At 42.1% G+C, this 23279-nt stretch carries 24 protein-coding genes; 16 read left to right on the forward strand and 8 right to left on the reverse strand.

Translation table 11 applies throughout. From position 1 onward, the window contains the following. The first annotated feature begins 2 nt into the window (after window positions 1-2). From EL144_RS10830 to murA, 3 genes are read left to right on the forward strand one after another with little or no spacing between them, the layout of a single operon-like run. Window positions 3-362: an STAS domain-containing protein gene (locus tag EL144_RS10830; protein ID WP_005704602.1), complete on the forward strand. Its 360-nt coding sequence runs from the start codon at window positions 3-5 to the stop codon at window positions 360-362. Beyond that, on the forward strand, window positions 362-619 hold the full coding sequence (locus EL144_RS10835; RefSeq protein ID WP_005701240.1) for a BolA family protein: 258 nt from the start codon (window positions 362-364) through the stop codon (window positions 617-619). Before EL144_RS10830 ends, EL144_RS10835 begins: the two co-directional genes overlap by 1 nt. A 19-nt stretch (window positions 620-638) precedes the next feature. Then, the gene (murA, locus tag EL144_RS10840; protein WP_005704600.1) at window positions 639-1916 is read left to right on the forward strand and encodes a UDP-N-acetylglucosamine 1-carboxyvinyltransferase; all 1278 of its coding nucleotides are present in this window, start codon (window positions 639-641) and stop codon (window positions 1914-1916) included. Between the two features lie 74 nt (window positions 1917-1990). Here the strand turns inward: murA and yjgA are convergent, their stop codons facing one another. Next, entirely contained in the window at window positions 1991-2524 is a 534-nt protein-coding gene (yjgA, locus tag EL144_RS10845) for a ribosome biogenesis factor YjgA (protein WP_005704598.1), read from the reverse strand. 119 nt (window positions 2525-2643) lie between these two features. Here yjgA and pmbA point away from each other — a divergent pair, with 119 nt between their 5' ends. Then, complete coding sequence (pmbA, locus tag EL144_RS10850) at window positions 2644-4005, forward strand: metalloprotease PmbA (RefSeq protein WP_005704596.1); 1362 nt, start codon at window positions 2644-2646, stop codon at window positions 4003-4005. A 243-nt stretch (window positions 4006-4248) separates the two neighbouring features. After that, on the forward strand, window positions 4249-4791 hold the full coding sequence (gene hpt / locus EL144_RS10855) for a hypoxanthine phosphoribosyltransferase (protein ID WP_005704595.1): 543 nt from the start codon (window positions 4249-4251) through the stop codon (window positions 4789-4791). A gap of 74 nt (window positions 4792-4865) precedes the next feature. On the opposite strand, the gene EL144_RS10860 is transcribed toward hpt, so the two are convergent. The 3 genes from EL144_RS10860 to EL144_RS10870 all read right to left on the reverse strand — a co-directional run bounded on the left by EL144_RS10860 (window position 4866) and on the right by EL144_RS10870 (window position 8514). After that, the gene (locus EL144_RS10860; protein ID WP_005704594.1) at window positions 4866-6005 is read right to left on the reverse strand and encodes a glycerate kinase; all 1140 of its coding nucleotides are present in this window, start codon (window positions 6003-6005) and stop codon (window positions 4866-4868) included. Between the two features lie 24 nt (window positions 6006-6029). Further along, a complete protein-coding gene (locus EL144_RS10865; RefSeq protein WP_005704593.1) occupies window positions 6030-7286 on the reverse strand; it encodes a GntP family permease in 1257 nt (418 codons plus the stop codon). Between the two features lie 124 nt (window positions 7287-7410). Continuing rightward, window positions 7411-8514: a sugar diacid recognition domain-containing protein gene (locus EL144_RS10870; protein ID WP_032995331.1), complete on the reverse strand. Its 1104-nt coding sequence runs from the start codon at window positions 8512-8514 to the stop codon at window positions 7411-7413. A 188-nt stretch (window positions 8515-8702) separates the two neighbouring features. Between EL144_RS10870 and EL144_RS11615 the strand changes: the two genes are divergently transcribed. From EL144_RS11615 to EL144_RS10900, 9 genes are all read left to right on the forward strand, one after another. Then, window positions 8703-8945, forward strand: coding sequence for a hypothetical protein (locus EL144_RS11615; protein ID WP_232010620.1), 243 nt, complete (start codon window positions 8703-8705; stop codon window positions 8943-8945). A 369-nt stretch (window positions 8946-9314) separates the two neighbouring features. Next, window positions 9315-9884 (forward strand): glycosyltransferase family protein, encoded by a 570-nt coding sequence (locus EL144_RS11620; protein WP_232010621.1) that lies wholly within the window; start codon window positions 9315-9317, stop codon window positions 9882-9884. A gap of 38 nt (window positions 9885-9922) precedes the next feature. Beyond that, a complete protein-coding gene (locus tag EL144_RS11625) occupies window positions 9923-10636 on the forward strand; it encodes a glycosyltransferase (protein ID WP_005704588.1) in 714 nt (237 codons plus the stop codon). Window positions 10637-10640: 4 nt separating this feature from the next. Beyond that, entirely contained in the window at window positions 10641-11159 is a 519-nt protein-coding gene (locus tag EL144_RS11630; RefSeq protein ID WP_005704587.1) for a glycosyltransferase family 4 protein, read from the forward strand. Window positions 11160-11495: 336 nt separating this feature from the next. Beyond that, window positions 11496-12572 (forward strand): ABC transporter ATP-binding protein, encoded by a 1077-nt coding sequence (locus EL144_RS11635; RefSeq protein WP_232010622.1) that lies wholly within the window; start codon window positions 11496-11498, stop codon window positions 12570-12572. Then, window positions 12535-13143: an ABC transporter ATP-binding protein gene (locus tag EL144_RS11640; protein ID WP_005704583.1), complete on the forward strand. Its 609-nt coding sequence runs from the start codon at window positions 12535-12537 to the stop codon at window positions 13141-13143. Before EL144_RS11635 ends, EL144_RS11640 begins: the two co-directional genes overlap by 38 nt. Window positions 13144-13182: 39 nt before the next feature. Beyond that, window positions 13183-13350: an ABC transporter ATP-binding protein/permease gene (locus EL144_RS11645; protein ID WP_005704582.1), complete on the forward strand. Its 168-nt coding sequence runs from the start codon at window positions 13183-13185 to the stop codon at window positions 13348-13350. 40 nt (window positions 13351-13390) lie between these two features. Then, window positions 13391-14761 (forward strand): phosphotransferase family protein, encoded by a 1371-nt coding sequence (locus tag EL144_RS10895; protein ID WP_158004306.1) that lies wholly within the window; start codon window positions 13391-13393, stop codon window positions 14759-14761. Between the two features lie 570 nt (window positions 14762-15331). Further along, complete coding sequence (locus EL144_RS10900) at window positions 15332-15808, forward strand: UDP binding domain-containing protein (protein WP_032995330.1); 477 nt, start codon at window positions 15332-15334, stop codon at window positions 15806-15808. An 84-nt stretch (window positions 15809-15892) separates the two neighbouring features. Here EL144_RS10900 and EL144_RS10905 read toward each other — a convergent pair whose 3' ends face one another. The 3 genes from EL144_RS10905 to pnp all read right to left on the reverse strand — a co-directional run bounded on the left by EL144_RS10905 (window position 15893) and on the right by pnp (window position 20924). Further along, complete coding sequence (locus tag EL144_RS10905) at window positions 15893-17695, reverse strand: DEAD/DEAH box helicase (protein ID WP_005704578.1); 1803 nt, start codon at window positions 17693-17695, stop codon at window positions 15893-15895. Between the two features lie 105 nt (window positions 17696-17800). Then, window positions 17801-18703, reverse strand: coding sequence for a lipoprotein NlpI (gene nlpI, locus EL144_RS10910; protein ID WP_050332909.1), 903 nt, complete (start codon window positions 18701-18703; stop codon window positions 17801-17803). 91 nt (window positions 18704-18794) lie between these two features. Next, complete coding sequence (pnp, locus tag EL144_RS10915; RefSeq protein WP_032995329.1) at window positions 18795-20924, reverse strand: polyribonucleotide nucleotidyltransferase; 2130 nt, start codon at window positions 20922-20924, stop codon at window positions 18795-18797. 269 nt (window positions 20925-21193) lie between these two features. Between pnp and nanQ the strand changes: the two genes are divergently transcribed. Continuing rightward, on the forward strand, window positions 21194-21664 hold the full coding sequence (gene nanQ / locus EL144_RS10920) for an N-acetylneuraminate anomerase (RefSeq protein WP_005704573.1): 471 nt from the start codon (window positions 21194-21196) through the stop codon (window positions 21662-21664). A 472-nt stretch (window positions 21665-22136) separates the two neighbouring features. Here nanQ and ampD read toward each other — a convergent pair whose 3' ends face one another. Beyond that, the gene (gene ampD, locus EL144_RS10925) at window positions 22137-22691 is read right to left on the reverse strand and encodes a 1,6-anhydro-N-acetylmuramyl-L-alanine amidase AmpD (RefSeq protein ID WP_032995339.1); all 555 of its coding nucleotides are present in this window, start codon (window positions 22689-22691) and stop codon (window positions 22137-22139) included. A 124-nt stretch (window positions 22692-22815) separates the two neighbouring features. Between ampD and EL144_RS10930 the strand changes: the two genes are divergently transcribed. Beyond that, entirely contained in the window at window positions 22816-23265 is a 450-nt protein-coding gene (locus EL144_RS10930) for a pilin (protein WP_005704571.1), read from the forward strand. The last annotated feature ends 14 nt before the right edge of the window (window positions 23266-23279 follow it).

Raw genomic sequence — 23279 nt, forward strand, 5'->3', positions numbered from 1 at the left:
CCATGCAAGAGATACAAAGTTTACATTGGGAATCACAGGTAAATGATGGTAAAATGACGCTCCAATTATCAGGAGAGTTATCTCATAACACGTTGTTGCCGCTTTGGCAACAACGTGCTTCTTTTTTATTGGAAGGACAATCGAGTGGGCAAACTATTCTTTGGGATTTAACTCAAATAACCCGTATCGACTCCGCCGGTTTTGCATTACTCTGTGAATTTTTACAATATAATCAAACGCTGTTAGTAAAAGAGCAGACACAAATTTTACAAAACCCACCATCACAATTACTAACGTTAGCTGATCTTTTTGGATTATCCGACTGGATTGCACAATTTATCCCACAAAATGGAAATCGTTAATGGAAACTCAAGAAATAGAACGCATTTTAAAAGAGGCCCTCAACCTTGATGAAGTTTACGTCCAAGGTGAGGACGTACATTACGGCGTGATTGCAGTAAGCGATCAATTTGCCGGTTTATCTAAGGTTAAACAACAACAAATGATTTATGCACCACTATTAAGTCATATTTCAAGCAATGAAATACATGCACTTTCCATTCGTACTTATACCGTTGAAAAATGGAAACGTGAACGCTTACTTAATCATCCTGCCTAGTTCCCAATAGGAAATTACCATGCAAAAATTTCGTGTTTACGGACAGTCTTGTTTAAAAGGCACAGTAGAGGTTTCCGGCGCTAAAAATGCCGCGTTACCAATTCTTTTCGCCGCAATTTTAGCCACAGAACCCGTAACATTAACCAATGTGCCCGATCTCAAAGATATTGAAACCACACTAAAAATCTTACGCCAATTAGGCGTTTTCGTTGAGCGTAATGAACAAGGTATCGTGCATTTAGATGCATCTAAAATCGATCATTTTGTTGCACCTTACGAACTGGTTAAAACCATGCGAGCCTCCATTTGGGCGCTCGCACCATTAGTTGCCCGTTTTAACCAAGGACAGGTCTCACTACCGGGAGGTTGTTCTATTGGCGCACGTCCTGTGGATTTACATATTAGCGGCTTAGAACGCCTCGGCGCTCAAATTGTGCTTGAAGACGGTTATGTAAAAGCTCATGTAAATGGTTGTTTAACCGGTACTCGCATTGTGATGGAGAAAGTCAGCGTAGGAGCTACACTCTCCATTATGATTGCTGCAACCCTAGCCAAAGGCACAACGGTAATTGAAAATGCCGCACGCGAACCGGAAATTGCCGATACTGCAGAATTCTTAAATAAAATGGGTGCGAAAATCAGCGGTGCAGGTTCTGATGCAATTACTATCGAGGGTGTAGAACGCTTAACCGGTTGCCAACATAGTATTGTTCCCGATCGCATTGAAACCGGGACATTCTTGGTTGCTGCAGCGATTTCCGGTGGTCGCATTCTATGCAAAAATACTAAAGCTGGCACCCTAGACGCCGTTATTGATAAACTACGTGAAGCCGGTGCTCAAGTAGACGTGACCGAAGATACTGTCACGCTAGATATGCTTGGTAATCGTCCGAAAGCAGTAAATATTCGCACCGCACCTTACCCGGGTTTTCCAACAGATATGCAAGCACAATTCACCTTGCTAAACATGATAGCAAACGGTACCAGTATCATCACCGAAACTATCTTTGAAAACCGTTTCATGCACATTCCTGAACTGATTCGTATGGGCGGTAAAGCAGAAATCGAAGGTAACACAGCAATCTGCCACGGCGTTGAACACTTGTCCGGTGCAGAAGTGATGGCAACTGATTTACGCGCCTCTATCAGCTTAGTTCTCGCCGGTTGTATTGCCACAGGTGAAACCATCGTCGATCGTATTTACCATATTGACCGTGGCTATGAACGCATTGAGGAAAAACTACGCGGCCTCGGAGCCCACATTGAACGTTTTTCGGAAGAAAACGAAGAGATTTAATTCATTAATTAAATAACGAGTCCAAAAATGTAAAAACAGGCGGGTATAAACTCCGCCTTTTTTACATCAATATGTTACACGTCTAGTATCAAATCTTTTAAATATTGAAAAATTTCTCGATAGGCTTTCGCGGGTTTATCTTGCTCTTTTTCTTTCTTAGCGACACGAATGAGATTGCGTAGCTGTTGACGATCCCCTTGCGGGTAATCGGTTAAGAACTTGGTTAATGCATTGTCGCCCTGCTCGATCAATTCATCACGCAATAATTCTAATTTATGTAACATGGCTTGTTGTTGCTGATGTTTGTTTTCGAGCTTATCTAAAGCCTCTTGAATCGGCTCTACGTCCATGCTGCGCAACAACTTACCGATATATTGCAACTGACGACGACGGGCTTCTTTTTGCAAACGTTGCGCTAAATTAATCGCCTCTAGCAATGTGTCTTCCAAAGGAATTTTGTCTAACTGGGTTTTAGTTAAATCCACCAATTTTTCACCCACTTTTTTTAAGGCTTCCGCATCGCGTTTAATTTCGCTTTTGCTCACCCAAATAATCTCTTCCTGTTCTTCATCCTGCCAATCAAAATCATCTTGTTTACGTTTTGCCATAATCTTTCCTATCTTCTATCTGCGTAAAAATGCGGGCATTTTAGCACAAAAGTCGAGGTTAGCCTTAAAAAGAAAAATAGGCTAAAATTAGGGCATTTTTAACCACGAGAAATCCATTTATGTCAGCAAAAACACTTGAAAATCAGACCGCACTTTTACAGCAACAAGAACAACAATTACGCGATGCAGTCAGTCTCGCCATTGAAATTGCACAAAAAGCCGGCGCTGCCGCCGAAGTGGGGGTCACGAAATCCGGTGGATTATCGGTTTCTACCCGTTTAAAAGAAATTGAAAACGTTGAATTTAATAATGATGGGGCATTAGGCATTTCGGTTTATTTAGGTCAACAAAAAGGCAACGCGTCCACCTCAGACTTAAGCCCGGAGGCCATTAAAAATACCGTAGAAGCAGCCTTGGCGATCGCAAAATACACATCCCCTGATGATTGCGCAGGCTTAGCCGATAAAGAATTAATGGCGTTTGATGCACCAGATTTAGATTTATACCACGCCGCCGATATTGATGTTGATCGCGTTGCGCAATTGGCATTAGAAACAGAAAAAGCGGCATTGGAATTCGACAAACGTATTGTCAACAGCGAAGGGGCGTCTTTCAATGCTCATACCGGCGTACGGGTGTATGGCAATAGCCATGGAATGTTGCAAAGCTATTTATCCAGCCACTATTCATTGTCTTGCTCGGTCATTGCCGAACATGAAAATCAACTGGAACGGGATTATGAATACACGGTTTCCCGTAATATCAATTCGTTAGAAAGTGCGCAATGGGTGGGGGAAAATGCAGCACAGAAAACTATTGCCCGTTTACAACCACAAAAAATTGCCACGCAGCAGGCGCCGGTTATTTTCTTAAATGATGTGGCGACAGGATTAATCAGTCATTTGGCGGCAGCGATTAGTGGGGGCAGCTTGTATCGTAAAGCCAGTTTTTTATTGGATCACCTCGGCAAACAAGTATTGCCCGATTGGTTTCATATTAACGAAAAGCCCCATTTAATCGGTCGATTGGCCTCTACACCATTTGATAGCGAAGGCGTCAGAACGCAGGATCTGGAGGTTATTCGCCAAGGAATTTTGCAAACCTATTTACTCACCAGTTATAGCGGTCGCAAGCTAGGTATGCAAAGCACAGGGCACGCAGGCGGCATTCATAATTGGTTGGTACAGCCCAATTCATCAGGAAAACTGACCGCACTTTTACGCCAAATGGAACGCGGATTATTGGTTACCGAAGTGATGGGGCAAGGTGTGAATTTGGTCACGGGCGACTACTCACGCGGCGCAGCTGGATTCTGGGTGGAAAATGGTGAAATTCAATATCCGGTGGCAGAAATCACTACTGCAGGAAGATTGCAGGATATGCTACGTAATATTGTGGCGGTAGGTGATGATATTGAACATCGGTCAAATATCCAGACCGGTTCTATCCTACTGGAAAATATGAAAATTTCCGGAAATTAAGAAATCTTTAATAAAATGATAATAATTCTTATTGACAACAATAAAAACTCTGATATGATTAGCTCCATCTGTTAAGTATTGCAGTGGAGATGATTGGTAGTCATTTTTAAGTTTGCATAGTACTCCATAACAGGTAGAGTAGAAAGTAAATTCGTTAGGGTATTTAAAAGACTGAAGTTTAAACTTCAGTCTTTTTTTTTGCTAAAATATCCGTACGTTACATCGTTTAAAGGCAACCATTTTATGAAAAAACACCATGTTGAAACTCTCATTTCCGAACAGGATGTTCGCTCCCGCATTAGTGAATTAGGTCAAGAAATTACCTGTTTCTATCAACATAAAAATACTGATACGCCACTGGTTGTTGTAGGTTTACTGCGTGGTTCCTTCATGTTCATGGCGGATTTAGTACGTGAAATTAACCTGCCGGTGGAAATCGACTTCATGACCACATCAAGTTATGGAGACTCCATGAGTACCAGTCATGATGTACGTATTCGCAAAGATCTTGATGGTGACATTAAAGGCAAACACGTTTTGATCGTGGAAGACATTATCGATACCGGTTACACCTTACAAAAAGTGCGTGAAATTCTAAATTTACGCGAACCTCTCTCACTGACGATTTGTACATTATTGGACAAACCTTCACGTCGCGAAGTAGATGTGCCGGTAGACTGGGTGGGTTTCACCATTCCTGATGAATTCGTTGTTGGCTATGGCATTGACTACGCCCAACATCATCGTAATCTTGGTTACATCGGCAAAGTCATTTTAGAAGAATAGCTATCAGCATAACGAAAACGGCTTATCAAATGATAAGCCGTAAATTCATCCCAAAAATCAACCGCACTTTTGCACTAAAATGCGTCTTTTAACGCCAATAATCGGGCAATATTTTGCGCGCTTGACGTAAGATTCTCACGTCCTTGTTGTAGAATTTCTGACAAGTCGGCCAACTGGCGAATAATCGGGAACACCGCATCAATGCCATGTTCGTACACCACCTCATAATCCTCACGCAGGCAACCCACTATGGCAATCACCGGTTTATTAAACTGTTTTGCCGTACGCGCCACACCAATAGGGGTTTTGCCTAAAATGCTTTGCGCGTCCATTCTGCCTTCGCCGGTAATCACCAAATCGGCCTCCCGCACGCTTTCTGCCAATTGCAAATTATCCAACACGATTTGCACACCGGCTTTCAGTACCACATTTGGCAATAATAACAATCCGCCACCCATACCACCGGCTGCACCGGCACCAGCCTGCTCCTTAATATTTTTGCCACAATCCCGTTGAGCTATCTCGGCAAAATGCGCTAATGCAGCATCAAGTTGTGTCACCATTTGCGGCGTTGCACCTTTTTGCGGGCCGAAAATCGCCGAAGCGCCCCGTTCACCACAAAGAGGATTATTCACATCACACGCTACCTCAATATGCACTTGAGCCAAGCGGCTATCTAGCTCACCGGTATCAATTAGTTCAATTTCCGCTAACTGAGCTCCGCCATAGCCAATGTCTTGTTGTTGCTTATTGAGGAATCGGACGCCTAAGGCCTGTAACATCCCAACACCTCCATCATTTGTCGCACTTCCGCCAATACCAAGAATAATGTGTTGTACACCAAGCTCCAATGCGCATTTAATTAATTCACCGGTGCCGTAACTGGTGGTATTTAATGGATTACGTTCATCCTTCGGCACTAAATGCAAACCGGAGGCTGCTGCCATTTCAATAATGGCGGTTTTTCCATCCCCCGAAAGCCCAAAGAAACTTTGCACACGGTTACCTAGCGGCGCGACAACATCGCATTTCACTAATTTACCGCCAGTAGCATCTACCAACGATTGTACGGTGCCTTCTCCGCCGTCAGCCATAGGTAATTTGACATATTCCGCCTGCGGAAAAACTTTTTTGAATCCGGTTTCAATGGCTTCGGCAACTTCCAACGCCGTTAAACTTTCTTTAAAAGAATCGGGAGCAATTACAATTTTCATACTAACCTCCTGATGGTAATGATATTAGGCAAAGACGCCGAAGATAAGGGTTGAAACAATAGTCATGATTAAACCGACCGCACTTTCATAAGGAATAAGCTTTAAGCGCTCTTTAATATCCATGTTCACACTACCACCGGTGGCATGGAAGAAAGAACCATGTGGCATATGGTCAAAAACGGTGGCACCGGCATGAATCATCGCTGCAGCGGCTAATCCGCTCACTCCTAATTCTAATAAGGTGCCGCTAAATACATTGGATGCTACCGCCGTCCCAGCTGTAGTGGAGGCTGTCGCTAAGGACATTAACGCACCGGAAATTGGGGCTAAGATATAAGAAGGTAAACCGGAATGTTCCAAGCCTTGAATTAATACGTCTTTTAAGCCTGAATTGGCAATAATACCTGCTAACGCCCCGGTACCAAGCAACATGATAGCAACCGGTGCCATTTTTCCTAACCCACTTATGGCATAACGATTAGCATGACGTATTTTGCCCATACATAGTGCACCAACCAAACCGCCGACCGGCAAGGCAATCAATGGATCCACTTTAATATCAAATAACGGACGTAAGGCAAGTAACAAAATGGCACAAAGAGGGGCAATCATTGCTGTACCGAAGTGCGGTAAATCCTGTTTATCCACCACAATCACTTCTTGTTCTGACACTCTACTGCCTTTTTTCACCAAACGTTTGGCAAGGAAATAAGTTAAGATCAAACCAAATACAGCAGGAATAATTCCCGCCATCATGACCGAAGTTAACGGCAAATGGAAGGTATCAGCGGCAGCAATGGCATTTGGATTAGGAGAGATAATATTTCCGGCCTTTCCACCACCAATCATTGCCAATAAAATCGCCGGTTTTGATAAATCGGTACGACGAGCAAGTGCCAATGCAATAGGCGAAACCGTAATGACCGCCACATCAACAAACACGCCAACAGCCGTTAAAATCAGCGTAGCTAATGCCAGTGCCAATAAAGCACGGGTTTCCCCTAATTTATTGGTGATGCTTTCAGCAATGGTATTCGCCGCACCCGAGTCAATCAATACCCCAGCCAATACACCGGCAGCCAGAATACGCATTACCGCTGTAGTAATCCCTTGCGCGCCACCAATCATCAGGATGACGGTTTGTGTTAGATCCGCACCACCAATTAACCCGCCAATTAATGCGCCGGCTAACATACCATAAGCCGGTGATACTTTTTTCAAAATTAAAAAGATTGCGACCGCTAATGCAATAATCGCGCCTAAGGCAGATACTGTCGTCATGATTCTCTCCTCTGTCATGAAATAACCAGAAAAGATTATTATGCTTTGCGGAGAAAATTACTTTAGATAAAGATACAAAAATACACTTTAAAAAATTTAATTTTTTGTAGATTAATACAACCCACTAAGCTAATACAGTACTTAAATAGAGACTTAATTTATCTTCTATCTTATTGAAAGATAAGTTGGTTACTTGCTCAATTTTAGCTAAGCGATAACGCAACGTGTTGGGGTGCATGAACAATTTCTGCGCAGTGAGAGTCAGATCACAATTTGACAAAAAATAATACTGCAAGGTTTTAAGTAGCTGAGCATTTTCTTGCTGAAATAAGGCTTTTAATGGTTTTAATAACTCCTCTGCCTGCCAACTATCAGCAATGCCTGCCAGCAATACTGGCAGGCGATATTGTTCAAAGACATACAATGTTTTACGCGGATAGTGCTTCAAGCCATAGTGCAAGGTGCCCATCGCAGTATGGTAAGATACCTTTAATTGTTCGTGAACAGAGCGCTCAAGTTGTGCCCCAATGGCAATTTTATAATCCTGTTGTAAATAATGTTCCGGTAATAATTTTTTAAGTTGTTTATCAAATTGTGAAAAAATGCTGAAAGGCTGCAAAATAATAATTTGATCGAGTGATAAAATGGCAACTTCTTGTTCAAATTGAGGTTGTTCTAAATAACTGACTAATTGCTGCAAAGAATCTATACTCGGTTTTAATAATTTAATAATAATCACTACGCGCGGAATCGCTAAAGAAAAAGAGAAGAATTTAGCCTGCTCTTCCATCTCTGTTAAAGATAAATTGCCTTTTACCAACTGCAAAATAAATTCTTCTTTATAACGTCGATTCCAACTTTCTTTTTCTAATAAAACATGCTGCTCAACAATTAATTCAGCAGTCATTTTTACTAATTCCGCATAAGATTTCACCTGCTCAGGAACACCAGAAACACCAATAACGCCGATATTATGCCCAAGATATTGAATCGGCACATTAATCCCTGGTTGCGCTTCAAAATTCCATTTTTCTGCTAATTTTTCATCCACTTCCACCACACGGTTTTGTCTCAACGCGAGCACTGCACCGGTATGTAATTGATTCAAACGGGCGGGATTGCCTGATGCAATAATCACGCCACGATGATCCATGACATTCACCGAACAGTTAATAATGCTCATCGTTCTTTTCACGATATTTTGTGCAATAACTTTATCTAACTGCATAATTGTCACCATTCATTTTTTATTTGTTAAATTCGTTAAAAAAATGACCGCACTTTTTGCCCTAAAAATAATAAAAAAGAATTTATTTTATGAACTAAATAAATTGTCATCTGTCTGAATAGCAAAGTTATTTTAATAAACAGACAAACCAGTCAAAATCATCATTTATTGTTCCGGAGCCCCTCGCTATGCAGAAGATATTAGCGTCTCATTCTGCCTCAAAAGTACCGAGAATAGCGTTCTATTCTCACGACACTATGGGACTAGGTCATATTCGCCGAAATATGTTACTGGCCCAATCAGTACTACAAGCCTATCCTAATGCAGAAGTGTTATTACTATCCGGTGTGCGCGAATCCGGTGCATACAAATTACCTAAAGGTGCGGATAGCGTTTACTATACCAACCTATTTCAAAACGGCACAGTGTGAGTATATCCCCCGTTCATTAGGTACTGAAACTCAGCGATTGGTCAAAATCAGGCGACAGACAATTCATGCTGCACTCGATGCCTTTGAGCCGGATATTTTTATCGTTGACAACGTGCCGCGCGGCGCAATGAATTAGATAGCATATTACCCGTCTTAACTAATCGCGGAACCCATATTGTACTAGGCTTACGCGACATTATCGATGAACCTCCCGTAGTTCTCCAACAATGGAAAAAACTACAAAATTTAGAAATTATTCGTTTATATTTTTCATCTCTTTGGGTCTATGGTGATCCTAATCTCTTTGATTTCGCTAAAGAATATAATCTAGCTAGCGACATTGCCGATAAACTAAATTACGTGGGATACTTGGATCAAAAACGCCGAGAAGAACATCATGGCCCAAATAACTACGACATTGAAATTGAACAACCTTATGTACTTTGTGTTATGGGCGGAGGGCAAGATGGCTTTCAATTAGCCAAAGCCTTTATGCAAGCAGAATTACCGAAAAATCATCAGGGTTTATTAATTACCGGCGCATTAATGCCTGAAGCACAATGCGAGGAATTGCATGCTATGAATCAACAACGCCCAGACATTCATGTGTTGGATTTTGTGACCGAACCTCTCAAACTGTTACAAAATGCAGAACGTGTAATTTCGATGGGTGGTTACAACACAACAACCGAAATCCTGTCATTTAATAAGCGCGCGTTAATCGTGCCTCGTATCACGCCGCGTAAAGAACAATGGATTCGCGCTTCCCGATTAGCTGAAATGGGTGTAATAGATTATATGCACCCTAACGATCTCACACCACAAGCGTTAACTCATTGGTTACAGAAAAACAATTCTACGATCAATGCACGCGATACCCTAAATTTCAATGGGTTAGATAATGTGGTCAACCAAATCCGCCACATTTTACTCAAATAAACTTAACAACATAAACTCATACTTTAACGGATGACATTATGAACACACCATTAAACCCAAAAGAACAATCCCCAATGTATATCGGCTATGTGCTAAAACGCTATCCGCGGTTTTCCGAAACCTTCGTAGTAAATGAAATCTTAGCTCATGAACGCGCTGGTACCCAAATTGATATTTTTGCTCTTGGACCGGTGATGGAAACTCATTTCCAAGATGGAATTTCACATGTTCGCGCACCGGTTAATCGGTTAATGGATAAACAACGTAATCCGGAAAATTTCTGGGCATTGCTTGAACAAGGCTTTCAGCGCTTACCGAATTTTGCTGCAAAATTAGCGCAAGCACAGGGGGATGTACATGAAATCGGACAAAGTATTATTTTAGCGTTAAAAGTATTAGATAAAGGTATTCAACACTTACACGCCCATTTCGGTACACAGGCTACCACTGTTGCAAGACAGGCGGCAATTTTTGCTGATATAAGCTATACCTTTACCGCGCATGCTAAAGACATCTATTTTTCATATGAAAAATCTACCGCACTTGATCGCAAAATGCGTGATGCGGCAATGACGGTTACCGTTTCCGATTACAACTTAACTTACTTGCGTGAGCAATACGGCAATGACGCAGAAAAAACCGTGCGAATTTATAATGGTATGGATTTACGCAAATTTCCTTACCATACAGGTGCTCGACAACCCTCACATATTTTGGCTGTGGGCCGATTTAGTACCGAAAAAAGGCTTTAGCGTATTGTTAGAAGCAGTGGCAATATTAAATGTTGATTGCACCTTGGTAGGTGACGGAGCTCTAAGACAGGAATTAGAAGCCAAGATTAACGCCTTAGATATTGCCGATCGCGTTCACATGGTCGGACCAATGCCACAACCTGAAATTATTGAATTAGTTCAAAATGCCAAGATGTTAGTCGCACCATGCGTGATCAGTGAAGATGGTGATCGTGACGGCTTACCTACAGTATTGCTTGAATCAATGGCACTAGGTACGCCTGTAATTTCAACACAAGTCGCAGGGATTCCGGAGTTAGTACAAAATGAAAATACCGGTTTATGTGTACCACCACAAAACCCGCAACGCCTCGCTTACGCCATAGAGAAATTATTAACTGACTATGTGTTGTGTCAAACCTTATCACAAAATGCCCGAGCGTTAATTGAGCGTGAGTATGATGAAGATAAAAATGCTGCAGAGCTGAGAGAGGTCTTCCGCCAGGCAATCGCGCAACATTCAAATACTAACGGTACAAATTAAGGAGAAATCATGCGAGTAGCTTATATCTGTGCGGATCCTAGCATTCCAGTAGTTGGAACCAAAGGCACTTCAGTGCATGTGCAAGAAGTGATTAAAGGTATGTTACATACGCGACTTGGATGTCATTCTATTTGCTCAACGTTTAGGTGATGAACCACCATCTGAGTTAAAAGAGAGCAAAATTCGTACGTTACCCGAATTAGCCACAGAAGAGCTACAGCAGCCTTAGCTGCAAATAAGACGGCAGAACAACACAGTTGGTTAGCTGTGGTGGATCGTGTATTGCAAATTGCAGAACAATGTAAAACCCACGCATAACTTAACGGAGCAAAATCAATGAGTAAAAATGCATGGTGGTCGGTAGCTTACCGACTGAGAGACTATATTCGACCGGAACGCATGATTGTCATCGGATCGTTAGTGGCATTATTGCTTTCTACGGCAATGCGTCTGCTTAAACCACTCCCCTTAGCTTTTGTAGTGGACCATGTGTTACTCGACGGCGTCAAATTATCAGCTGATGAGGCATCTCACGCGGCAGCACAACAAGCACCGGCGCACCAAGGTTTAATTGATACGTTATTAGCTTCTGTGAATACCACATATTTATTATGGGGTTGCGCTGCTGCCGTTATTGTCATTGCCTTGCTCATGGCAGCAGCTAGCTATATCAGCACAGTCGGATTAGCCTTAGCAGGCAGTCATATTTTAAGCCATGTGCGTAAAGATTTATTTGCGCATTTACAACGTCTTTCTTTGCGATTCCACTCTCAAGCCCGTACTGGCGATTTAACCATGCGCTTAATCAATGATATCGCAATGTTAAGGGAAGCCGTAATTACCGCACTTATGCCAATGTTAGCGAATATTTTTATTCTATTGGGTATGTTCGGCATGATGTTATATCTAAACTGGCGCTTAACTTCTCTAGCTTTATTGGCTGTTCCGCTGATGTGGTGGAGCACCACCCGTGCCAGCCGTAAAATTCATGAGGTCAGTCGCGCACAACGCAAACGGGAAGGCTCCATGGCCTCTAAAGCAGCGGAATATATCGCCTCTATTCGGACTGTGCAATCCCTTTCCCTTGAACAGGAAACGATGCGTAGCTTTGCCGGTGATGATGCAGAAAGTCGTAAACAAAACGTACAATCTAAACGACTTTCTGCCGGTTTAGAGCGTCGCGTCGATATAATCATCGCCGTCATTTCTGCATTAGTCTTATTAAACGGCTCCTATTCCGTCTTGCACGGAGATATGTCCACCGGTGATCTGATTATTTTTATGTCTTACTTAAATAACTCTTTCCGTCCTGTGCGTGAATATGCCAAATACACCGGCAGATTATTCAAAAGCTTTGGCAGCCGGGGAACGCGTGGTGAATTTATTAGACGAACAACCGGATATTCACGATAAGCCAAATGCTGAAGTATTAACTTCTGCGAGAGGTGAAATTCGTTTTGATCACGTCAAATTCAGCTATGACATGCAAGATGAAGAACCTTTGGCCGTATTAAAGGACATGGATTTCCTCATCAAACCGGGCGAAAAAATTGCCATTGTCGGTCCTTCCGGTGCAGGGAAATCAACTATTACCAGCCTCTTATTAAGGCTCTATGAACCTAAAGAAGGCTGCGTTTGCCTAGATGGTAAAAATATTCAAGATTACACCATCGCCAGCTTGCGCTCTCAAATTGCTATCGTGCCACAAGATAATTTGTTATTCGGTCTAAGTGTACGTGAAAACATCGCGTTAGGCGCCGTTAATCAGGCTGAGAAAATTACCGATGAAGAAATTATTCAAGCTGCAAAATTAGCTAACGCACATGATTTTATTACAGCCTTACCACAAGGCTACGACACCATTCTTAGTGAACGAGGCGGCTCGCTTTCCGGTGGACAGCGTCAGCGTATTGCTATTGCTCGTGCAGCAATGAATAAAAGTGCGGTATTAATTTTGGATGAACCAACTGTTGGCTTAGACTAAGAAAATGAGGCGCATGTCATTAGCGCCTTGGAAAACCTTATGCAAAATCGTACGACATTAATGATTACCCATGATTTAGCGTTAGCCGCCAAAACCGATCGTATTTTATTCATCAACAATGGAACGATTGAAGAACAAGGCAACCATCAACAATTGTTGGCACAGGGTGGTAACTACGCTAATTGGTGGAAATTACAACTGAGTTAATAGCCCAAATTAGATTTGAATGAATAGAAGGATGGACAATATGCTTACTCACGCTGACAAACAAATTATTGCCGGTGATATGGCATTGCCCGGCTTGGCTGCATTGCTCGATTCCAACTTGCTGTTAAGCAAATTGCAACAGCTACCGCGCTTACAAAGTGCGGTCAAAATTCAAGTTAAATATTTGCGCTACAAACCTGCCAATAGTTGCGCTTGTACATTAAAGGTACAACTGGCTGATGGCTCTATGCAATATTATTTTGCCAAAGCCCTAACGCCTGAACGCTTTGCCGAATCTTGGAACAATCCCAAGCGTCAAAAGCTAATTCAAGAGAAGAATCCGAATGCACCGTTGGCCTTGTTTGATCTCTACATTATGTTGTTACACCCAGCTCACGATCGCAGCATCCGTTATTTGGGTTGGTTAGTTGATCCACAAGCACGCGGGCAAATTCTGCAGTTATGCGGTTTAGAAAAAAATCAAAGTGATGCTGTGGATATTAATATCTTACGTTACAAACCGGAACGCCGATTAGTAGCAGGTGTTCGTTATAACAGTCGTTACGTGGCGGTAGTACGTTGCATTCACCCGAAAGATTTCGGAAAAATATTAAGTGCCTCCGCATTTGGCATAGCACAAAATGAATTACAGCTACTTGGTGTAGATGGTACAAATTGTACCTTAGCAACCTGTTGGTTAGAGGGGCGTAGTCTATGTCCGGAAGAGCAGGCTATCGCCTCAGATGACATACTTGCACAATTGGCAAATAAGCTCTATCAACTGCACCATAGCAGCTATCAACCACCGATAAAATATGGTATTGCTGATGAAATTCAGTCGATGCAAGGCGTGTTGTTGACGTTTAATGCCATTTTGCCTCAACAAGCCACATGGTTTGCTGAATTAATGGAACAAACTGTGCAAGGATTACAGCGCCAAAAAGATGTTTTCCAATTAATTCACGGGGATTTTTCTTTAGATCAAGTTGTAGAAAATCAGGGCAAATTACATCTTCTTGATTGGGATCGCTGTGCAGCAGGAAATCCGTTGATGGATTTAGCTACTTTCATCGCAAGACTGGAATTTCAAGTTATTGAGGGATTTTTACCGGGCTGGCAAGCCAATAGATTGGTACAGACTTTTCTTTACCACTATCAACAAAACGCCCATGGCGATTTAAGCGGTCTAACCTATTTTGTCGCCTCTGCACTATTACGCTTAGCAACAGAACCGTTCCGCGGACGTACATCACAATGGGCAGAATATACCTTGCAACTATTACAACGGGTAAGTTGTTTGCTCAACGAAAAAGATCCTTCGTATTTATCCCTAGAGAAAAAAACTTCTTTTTTGAAAACGATCCACTACTTGGAGATCTCACTCATTTGGATCACATGCAAACTCGCCTAATGAAGGTTTTACCTCCGGCATATCAAGGGCAGTTAATCACGGCTGAGGTACAACGTTACAAACCACAGCGACGCGCCATGGTAGATTATGTTATCAACACCGAGGAATTGGAACAACAATGTATTATCGGTAAATACCGTCGCAAAGGATTGGATTCCCGCGCATTTAACATCCAACAAGCTCTTTGGCAAGAAGGCTTTAACGATCAAGCACATATCAGTGTTACTGAGCCACTAGCCACACTACTCGAACAACATACTTGGCTACAACGAAAAGTGAACGGGCAATGTCTTGGCAATTTGCTTGTCCAAAATAACAAACGCCTTGCTTTTTTAGGCGAGTCTGTTGCACTGGCATTGAATCAATTACATAAAAGCAAAGTGGCACAACAGTTGGGGTTGCCTATTTGGACAACGGATAATGAACTGGCCATTTTGCGTGATCGTTTAACCCAAGCACAAACTTTATTGCCAGCCTTAGCCGAATGCATTGACCGAGTACTATCAGGCTGTGAAAAGATAGCTAAAAATTTAAATACAACGCCAAATTCAATAAATTTTTTAACCGTACTTGAAACGGTATCAGTACATTGGGACACATTACAACAATCCATCTTTTGGTTATGGTGGCTATTGCTTACCAAAAGATACCAAACAATTGTTAGCCAACTACAAAAATGTTCCACAAAACTTAATCAGTGCTATCGTGCAATCTAACGATACTCGAAAAGATTTTATTGCCAGTGAAGTATTAAAAAGAAAACCATCCACTGTTGGTATTTATCGCTTAACCATGAAATCCGGTTCTGATAATTTCCGCAGCTCCAGTATTCAATGCGTTATGCAAAGAATTAAAGAGCAAGGCGTAGAAGTGATTGTGTATGAACCGGAATACAGCGGACAAGAATTTCTTGATTGCAAAGTCATCGGCGACTTAAATCACTTTAAGCAACAATCCGATGTAATTTTAGCCAACCGCCTGACCACAGATATTGAGGATGTGCTCGGCAAAGTTTACACCCGCGATCTCAAAGGCAACGATTTATAACCTTCCATAAAAAACGGCTTATCTAACGATAAGCCGTAAAATTCATCTGAAAAAACGACCGCACTTAAGATACGGTCTTCATTCTTACTTTCTAAACTCGCGTTTCTCTTTAAAAGTGCGGTGAGATTTTTCTTTAAATTTACGATCTCCTTTGAAGCCTTTTTCTTCAAAACGGCCTGCGTGGCGTTTAGCGCCGAAATTATCACCGCCGCGGTCACCTTTCGCTTCTCCGATAAAGGACATACGCATTTGTTTATTCAACACACGGGTTTTCCCAAATTGTTGTAACAATTCTTTCGGCATGCCTTGTGGCAATTCGATAGTGGAATAGTCGTCATAAAGTTTAATGTGGCCAATGTAGCGACTGTTAATATCGCCTTCATTAGCAATGGCACCGACAATGTGGCGTACTTCCACACCGTCACCGCGTCCGACTTCAATGCGATATAAATCCATCGGTTGCGGATTGCCATAACCTTTACGTTCACCACGACGTTCTGCCGAACGTGGATTTTCACGACGATCACCGCGCTCGCCACGATCACGACGGGCTTTTTTATCCACCACCGGATCCGGCGGAAGAATCAGTTTTTGTTTGCCTTGTAGCAACATCATCATAGCGGCTGCAATGTCTTCTTGTGATTGGTCGGCAGTAAACATATCTTCCAACAATTCACGATAAAGCTCTAAATCATGGTGTTCCAACTGCGTGGTAATTTTATCTTTGAATTTTTTACGACGACAGGCTTGTAAGACTTCATGATTCGGCAATTCCACCTCTTCAATATTTTTCTTGATCAGGTGTTCAACATTACGCAACAAACGACGCTCACGCGGTTCCACGAATAATAACGCACGACCAGAACGTCCTGCACGGCCGGTACGACCGATACGGTGTACATAAGATTCTGCATCGAGCGGGATATTATAGTTCACCACAAGGCTAATACGTTCAATATCAATACCACGCGCCGCAACGTCTGTCGCCACAACAATATCTAAACTGCCACTACGTAAACGATCTAAGGTTTGTTCGCGTAACTGTTGAGTCATATCGCCATTCAATGCCGCCGCACGGAAACCGTGTTTTTCTAATAATTCGGTCACGTCTAACGTGCCGGTTTTGGTACGGGTGAAAATAATCGCCGCATCGAAATCTTCCACTTCCAGGAAACGTAATAAAGCGTCATTTTTACGGAAACCATGGACATACCAACAGCTTTGCGCAATATCCGGTGCACTTTGTTGGGTCGCTTTAATTTTGACTTCTTGCGGATCTTTCATAAAGCGTTTGGTGATTCGACGAATCGGCTCCGGCATTGTGGCAGAGAAAAGTGCAGTTTGGTGATGTTCCGGTAATTCTGCCATCACGGTTTCTACATCATCAATAAAGCCCATGCGCAACATTTCGTCCGCTTCGTCTAACACGATCGCTTTAAGCTCAGCAAGCCTTAAGGTTCCACGGCGTAGATGATCCAAAATACGTCCTGGTGTCCCCACCACGACTTGTGCACCTTGTTTTAACGCACGTAATTGGATGTCATAACGTTGGCCGCCATATAGGGTGACGACGTTAATACCTTTAGCATATTTCACAAAGTGTTCGCATGCATCGGCAACTTGAATTGCCAATTCTCGAGTCGGCGCCATCACCAATAATTGCGGGTGTTTTTCAGCCGGATCAATTTTTGCCAAAATCGGTAAAGAAAACGCAGCGGTTTTCCCACTACCGGTTTGCGCCATGCCCAGTACATCACGGCCTTCTAATAAGTGCGGTATACAAATTTGTTGAATTGGCGAAGGTGTTTCAAAGCCAAGATCGGAAACAGCATTAAGGATGAATTCAGGCAAGCCTAAATCCGCGAAAGTCATTTTAGTTTCAGTCATTAAAAATACTCGAATGTATAAAAGGAAAGCTCAATGGAGGCTTTCAGGTTAATTACAATGTGTCGTTTTACGCTATACAACGCGCTCGGTTAAATCGACTAACCGTTATTCCGTTTGCGCCTGCTGTCCTAATTTTGCCAGCTCAAACACCGCAAAACGATACTCCACAAAGTTATACACCTGATTTGCAATGGACAATTTAAATAAGGTTTCCGCCTCGTCCGTTTGTCCCATATTGAGTTTTTGTTTTGCTAGATAGAAGTAGGTTTCAGTAAGAATTTCCGCATATTGCGTAGAAGTCTGCGCCGCAAAATGTTGTGCTTTATTTTGCAATTCTTGTACTGATAACTTGCCCAAATAATACTGGACAATATAGGTACCCCAATAATCATTAGAAAGCCCAATTGCACGTTGAGCCAAATTTTTTTGCGCTTCGGCCGGTTTGAATTTCAATTCATTCAAGTAAAGCCATAAGACACGATAAGGATCAGATTTATTACGTTGATAAAATGCTAAGAAATCCTGTTCGGCCAGGTTATATCGCTCCACATAATAGAAATTTAATGCTCGATTAAGGAAGGTATATTCATAGTCGGGATCAAGGCTGAAAACCGTATTAAAGGCCTCTAAGGCACCGTCATAGTCTTCATCAAGTAATAAATAAAGCCCTAGATAGTTATACACTGCCGCCATTTTGGGTTGCAATGCAAGTGCTTGAGTAAAATCATAACGCGCTAAAGCCCAAAGCCCCAAACTATCGTAAAGCACTCCTCGTTCGAAATGGAGAGATGCACGTTCTTCATTACTCATTTTTCCCACAAGCAATACTTGGCTAATTCGAACAATCATCACTTCCTGTTCAAAATGCTGGCTTGGATTTTGCTCGGCTAACACAACTTTATTTTTAGACACAAAAGCATCACTCAAGCTAACGCAGCCTGATAACACAAAGACCGAAAATAAAATCGTTAAGAAAACCGCGAAATTAAACAACCCATTACGTTGCATCATTTCTTTATAAGCCTTAAAGCATAAAATTGCTTGCTGAAAAATAAATGTTACGGCACATAACATACCGTAACATTTTGAAAAATTTAAATTATTCCTGTTCTACAACATCATCAGAAGATTGTTGAACAGCTTCTTCTTTCGGTGCAAGTTCTTTCATGGTTAAACGAATACGACCTTGACGATCGATTTCCACCACTTTAACCATCACTTCTTGCCCTACTTGTAGATAATCACTGACTTTTTCCACACGCTCTTCTGCTATTTGAGAAATGTGAACCAAGCCCTCTTTATTACCTACAATAGATACGAATGCTCCGAAATCCGCTAAACGAGTCACTTTACCTTTGTAAATGGCACCCGCTTCTACTTCAGCAGTGATGTCTTCGATACGTGCCATCACATCTTGTACGGCATTCTTATCAACCGCAGCGATTTTTACTGTACCATCGTCATCAATATCAATCGAAGTACCGGTTTCTTCGGTCAATGCACGAATAACCGCACCACCTTTACCGATAACATCTTTGATTTTCTTCGGATCAATTTTCATGGTGTAAATACGCGGAGCAAAATCGGAAATATCTGCACGTGGTGCCGGGATTGCTTGTTCCATAACACCAAGAATGTGCATACGCGCGCTTTTCGCTTGATTTAATGCAATTTGCATGATTTCAGCAGTGATGCCTTCAATTTTGATGTCCATTTGAAGTGCGGTCACACCTTGACGCGTACCGGCCACTTTAAAGTCCATATCACCTAAGTGGTCTTCATCACCAAGAATATCGGAAAGCACGACAAATTTTTCATCTTCTTTCACCAAGCCCATCGCAATACCTGCTACTGCCGCTTTAATCGGTACACCTGCATCCATTAGAGCTAAGGAAGCACCGCACACGGAAGCCATAGAAGAAGAACCGTTGGATTCGGTAATTTCAGATACCACACGTACCACATACGGGAATTCCGCTAAAGTTGGCATCACTGCCGCCACACCACGTTTTGCTAAACGACCGTGACCGATTTCACGACGTTTTGGTGAACCGATCATACCGGTTTCGCCCACGGAATACGGAGGGAAGTTATAATGGAATAAGAAGTGATCTGAACGCTCACCGGTTAATTCATCAATGATTTGCGCATCGCGTTCAGTCCCTAAAGTGGCAACAGCCAACGCTTGGGTTTCACCACGGGTGAAAATCGCAGAACCGTGAGTACGCGGTAATACGCCGGTGCAAATATCTAATGCACGCACGGTATCCACGGTACGACCATCAATACGCGGCTCACCTGCGATAATACGTCCACGCACGATTTGGCTTTCAAGTGCGGTGAAAATATCAATAATTTTTCCTTCCGCAACCTCTTCATCTTCAGCGCTAATCTGTGCAATAACATCCGCTTTAATAGCATCGATTTGCTCATAACGGGCTTGTTTCTCGGTAATACGATATGCGTCGCCTAAACGAGCTTCCGCAATGGCTTTCACTTTGTTGATTAAATCAGTATTTGGTTCAGGTGCAACCCAATCCCAACGTGGCTTGCCGGCTTCTTTTGCAAATTCTTTAATCGCTTCCACCACCACTTGTTGTTGCTGATGACCGAATACCACTGCCGCTAACATTTGTTCTTCAGTGAGAATACCCGCTTCGGATTCCACCATTAATACGGCTTTGTCAGTACCTGCAACGACTAAATCCAAACGGCTTTGTTTTTGTTCGTTGATGGTTGGGTTTAATACGAATTGATCGTTGATGAAACCGACACGCGCCGCACCAATCGGGCCATTAAACGGCACGCCGGATAAGGTTAACGCAGCAGAAGCACCAATCATGGCCACTAAATCCGGGCTGATTTGCGGGTTCACGGAAACAACCGTAGCAACCACTTGGATTTCATTGAAAAAACCTTCCGGGAATAATGGACGAATCGGACGGTCGATTAAACGGGCAATTAAAGTTTCGCCTTCAGACGGACGACCTTCACGCTTGAAGAAACCGCCCGGGATACGACCGGCAGCGTAAGTACGCTCTTGATAGTTAACAGTTAACGGAAAGAAATCTTGACCTTCTTTAACATCTTTTTTTGCCACCACGGTAACGAATACGGTGGTATCATCCATGCTGGCCATCACAGCAGCAGTTGCTTGACGGGCAATGGCGCCGGTTTCTAAGGTTACGGTATGTTGACCGTATTTAAATTGTTTAACAATTGGATTCACAATGTTTTCCTTTTTAAATGAATAATAACAATGTTTTATTTTCCAATTTGCGACTAGCAAAAATAATCTCAAAAATGACCGCACTTTTATCGGCTACGACACAAAATCATTTTTGTTAGCCGCACGCTAATCCAGAAAATAAAACGCGTGCATTATACAGGGCTTTTGTCTTGATGGGTAACTTTTTTGCGTATTTCCGATTTATTACTACCTGAAAAATAAGGATAATGATAAAATCACTCCAGTTTTCAAAAAAAAAAGGAGAAACTATGTTAATTGGAGATTTAACCCGCGTCGATTTCAAGCTCGGTTTACCAAAAGTCATTGCTGAAACCTGTGAGTATTTAAAAGGTTTGGATTTAGAAAAATTAGACGTTGGTCGTCATGACATTACCGATCAAATTTATATGAACGTGATGGAACCTCAATTGGCCGAGGCTGATAGCAAACAAGCGGAATTGCATCATAAGTATTTGGATATTCAAGTGTTGATTCAAGGGGTAGAAAACATTGAATTCGGTGTGACCTATCCTGATTTAGCCAAATATGATGCTTACTGTGAAGATGACGATTATCAACTTACCCCACAAATTGAAAACAAAAGCACCCTCACGTTAGTGCCGAATATGTTTGTGGTCTTCTATCCGTACGAGCCGCACAAGCCTTGCTGTAATGTCGACGGTAAATCCGCCAAAATTAAAAAATTGGTGGTCAAAGTGCCCGTGGAACTTGTCAAATAAACGCCAATACCTCAAGGCAACCCTTGAGGTATTTTTTTACTTATTCACATGCTGTGCATAACCTTGTGAATATCTCTGCAAAAATTCACAATAATTTGTCATTTATTTTTCATGAAATCTCATAGCAACACTATGAATGGCATTTTGTTTAAATCTTAAACAGAAAAAACCACCTGATACACTTTATCCATTTTCTTCGTATTTTTTGAACAAATCATGTTTAGCAAATAAACATCGTCATTTTCCATGATTTCATAAGGGATTATTTTTAACCGGTTTGTGAGTTATTCAGTATTTCTGTGGATAAATTTGTGTTCTTGTTAAGGGATAACTCAAAATAAATTTGAGGCATTTATCCCTTGAAAAAAATTGATAAAAAATTTTCTTTATTGGTCATTAAGATGCTAAAAAACAAACGGCATTTTTAGGTAACCTACAAATGCCGTTTTATGCTGTCTATTTATTATTCAATTTATAACTGACCTAAATATGTCGCCCAATCAAAATACTGACCGGGATCGATTTTCCGCTCCGGCGAGACATCACAATGTCCGACAATACGTTCTTTGGTAATTAACGGATAAGCCCGCATAATCTCCAGTGTTAAACGCTGTAAAGACGCGTATTGTTGTGTCGTAAACGGCTGTTCATTGCTCCCTTCCAATTCAATACCGATGGCAAAATCATTACATTTTTCCCGCCCCTCAAAACAGGAAATGCCCGCGTGCCAAGCACGATCATTAAAATTCACATACTGGGTTATCTCGCCTGCCCGATTAATCAAACAATGCGCAGACACCCGAAGTGTACTGATCTCGGCAAAATAAGGATGACGATTGGGATCCAATTTGCCTTGAAAAAAATCATCAATGTAACTGCCGCCAAACTGCTCCGGCGGAAGGCTGATGTAATGAATAATCAATAAAGAAATATCTTGCGGATTGGGACGCGCATCAAAATGGGGGGAAACCACTTTACGCGTATTGGTCAACCAACCCTTATCAATTTTTAGTGTGTTTTTCATCATGAGAATTTTATTTTTGCGATCAGGATCCCACAAAAGTGCGGTGAAATTTCACTGCGTTTTCTTTGCCCGCCAAAATACTCCTGCCAAATTTTGTGCATTTTATTTTTTAACAAAGGTATTTTTTATGAAAATTCAGTCAGCATTTCTTTCTGTGAAATCCGTTAAAAAAGGATTTACATTAATTGAATTAATGATCGTGATTGCGATTGTCGCCATTTTGGCTACTGTCGCGATTCCATCTTACCAAAATTACACCAAAAAAGCGGCAGTTTCCGAATTGTTACAAGCCTCTGCTCCACTTCGTTCCGAAGTCGAACTGTGCATTTACAATACGGGCAGTGTTGAGAACTGCACCGGCGGAAAAAATGGCATTCAAGCCGATGTCGCCGACGCTACCGCAAAATATGTGAAATCAACCGCAGTGAAAGGCGGCATCATTACCGTGGTCGGAAAAGGCAGCTTGGATAAAGTATCTTACACACTAACCGCGGCAGGTTCTGCAACTGCTGGCGTCACATGGACAGCCTCTTGCAGCACTAACGCCGACATCTTCCCGGCCGGCTTCTGTTCATAACTGCCGATAAAAGG

This window comes from Aggregatibacter aphrophilus ATCC 33389 (assembly GCF_900636915.1).
GTDB lineage: Bacteria > Pseudomonadota > Gammaproteobacteria > Enterobacterales > Pasteurellaceae > Aggregatibacter > Aggregatibacter aphrophilus.

Excerpts from the sequence above, each read along its gene's own strand:
- EL144_RS10830 (WP_005704602.1), top strand. The coding sequence starts at position 3 with ATGCAAGAGATACAAAGTTTACATTGGGAATCACAGGTAAATGATGGT.
- EL144_RS10835 (WP_005701240.1), top strand. The coding sequence starts at position 362 with ATGGAAACTCAAGAAATAGAACGCATTTTAAAAGAGGCCCTCAACCTT.
- murA (WP_005704600.1), top strand. The coding sequence starts at position 639 with ATGCAAAAATTTCGTGTTTACGGACAGTCTTGTTTAAAAGGCACAGTA.
- yjgA (WP_005704598.1), bottom strand. The coding sequence starts at position 2,524 with ATGGCAAAACGTAAACAAGATGATTTTGATTGGCAGGATGAAGAACAG.
- pmbA (WP_005704596.1), top strand. The coding sequence starts at position 2,644 with ATGTCAGCAAAAACACTTGAAAATCAGACCGCACTTTTACAGCAACAA.
- hpt (WP_005704595.1), top strand. The coding sequence starts at position 4,249 with ATGAAAAAACACCATGTTGAAACTCTCATTTCCGAACAGGATGTTCGC.
- EL144_RS10860 (WP_005704594.1), bottom strand. The coding sequence starts at position 6,005 with ATGAAAATTGTAATTGCTCCCGATTCTTTTAAAGAAAGTTTAACGGCG.
- EL144_RS10865 (WP_005704593.1), bottom strand. The coding sequence starts at position 7,286 with ATGACGACAGTATCTGCCTTAGGCGCGATTATTGCATTAGCGGTCGCA.
- EL144_RS10870 (WP_032995331.1), bottom strand. The coding sequence starts at position 8,514 with ATGCAGTTAGATAAAGTTATTGCACAAAATATCGTGAAAAGAACGATG.
- EL144_RS11615 (WP_232010620.1), top strand. The coding sequence starts at position 8,703 with ATGCAGAAGATATTAGCGTCTCATTCTGCCTCAAAAGTACCGAGAATA.
- EL144_RS11625 (WP_005704588.1), top strand. The coding sequence starts at position 9,923 with ATGAACACACCATTAAACCCAAAAGAACAATCCCCAATGTATATCGGC.
- EL144_RS11635 (WP_232010622.1), top strand. The coding sequence starts at position 11,496 with ATGAGTAAAAATGCATGGTGGTCGGTAGCTTACCGACTGAGAGACTAT.
- EL144_RS11645 (WP_005704582.1), top strand. The coding sequence starts at position 13,183 with ATGCAAAATCGTACGACATTAATGATTACCCATGATTTAGCGTTAGCC.
- EL144_RS10895 (WP_158004306.1), top strand. The coding sequence starts at position 13,391 with ATGCTTACTCACGCTGACAAACAAATTATTGCCGGTGATATGGCATTG.
- EL144_RS10905 (WP_005704578.1), bottom strand. The coding sequence starts at position 17,695 with ATGACTGAAACTAAAATGACTTTCGCGGATTTAGGCTTGCCTGAATTC.
- nlpI (WP_050332909.1), bottom strand. The coding sequence starts at position 18,703 with ATGCAACGTAATGGGTTGTTTAATTTCGCGGTTTTCTTAACGATTTTA.
- nanQ (WP_005704573.1), top strand. The coding sequence starts at position 21,194 with ATGTTAATTGGAGATTTAACCCGCGTCGATTTCAAGCTCGGTTTACCA.
- ampD (WP_032995339.1), bottom strand. The coding sequence starts at position 22,691 with ATGATGAAAAACACACTAAAAATTGATAAGGGTTGGTTGACCAATACG.
- EL144_RS10930 (WP_005704571.1), top strand. The coding sequence starts at position 22,816 with ATGAAAATTCAGTCAGCATTTCTTTCTGTGAAATCCGTTAAAAAAGGA.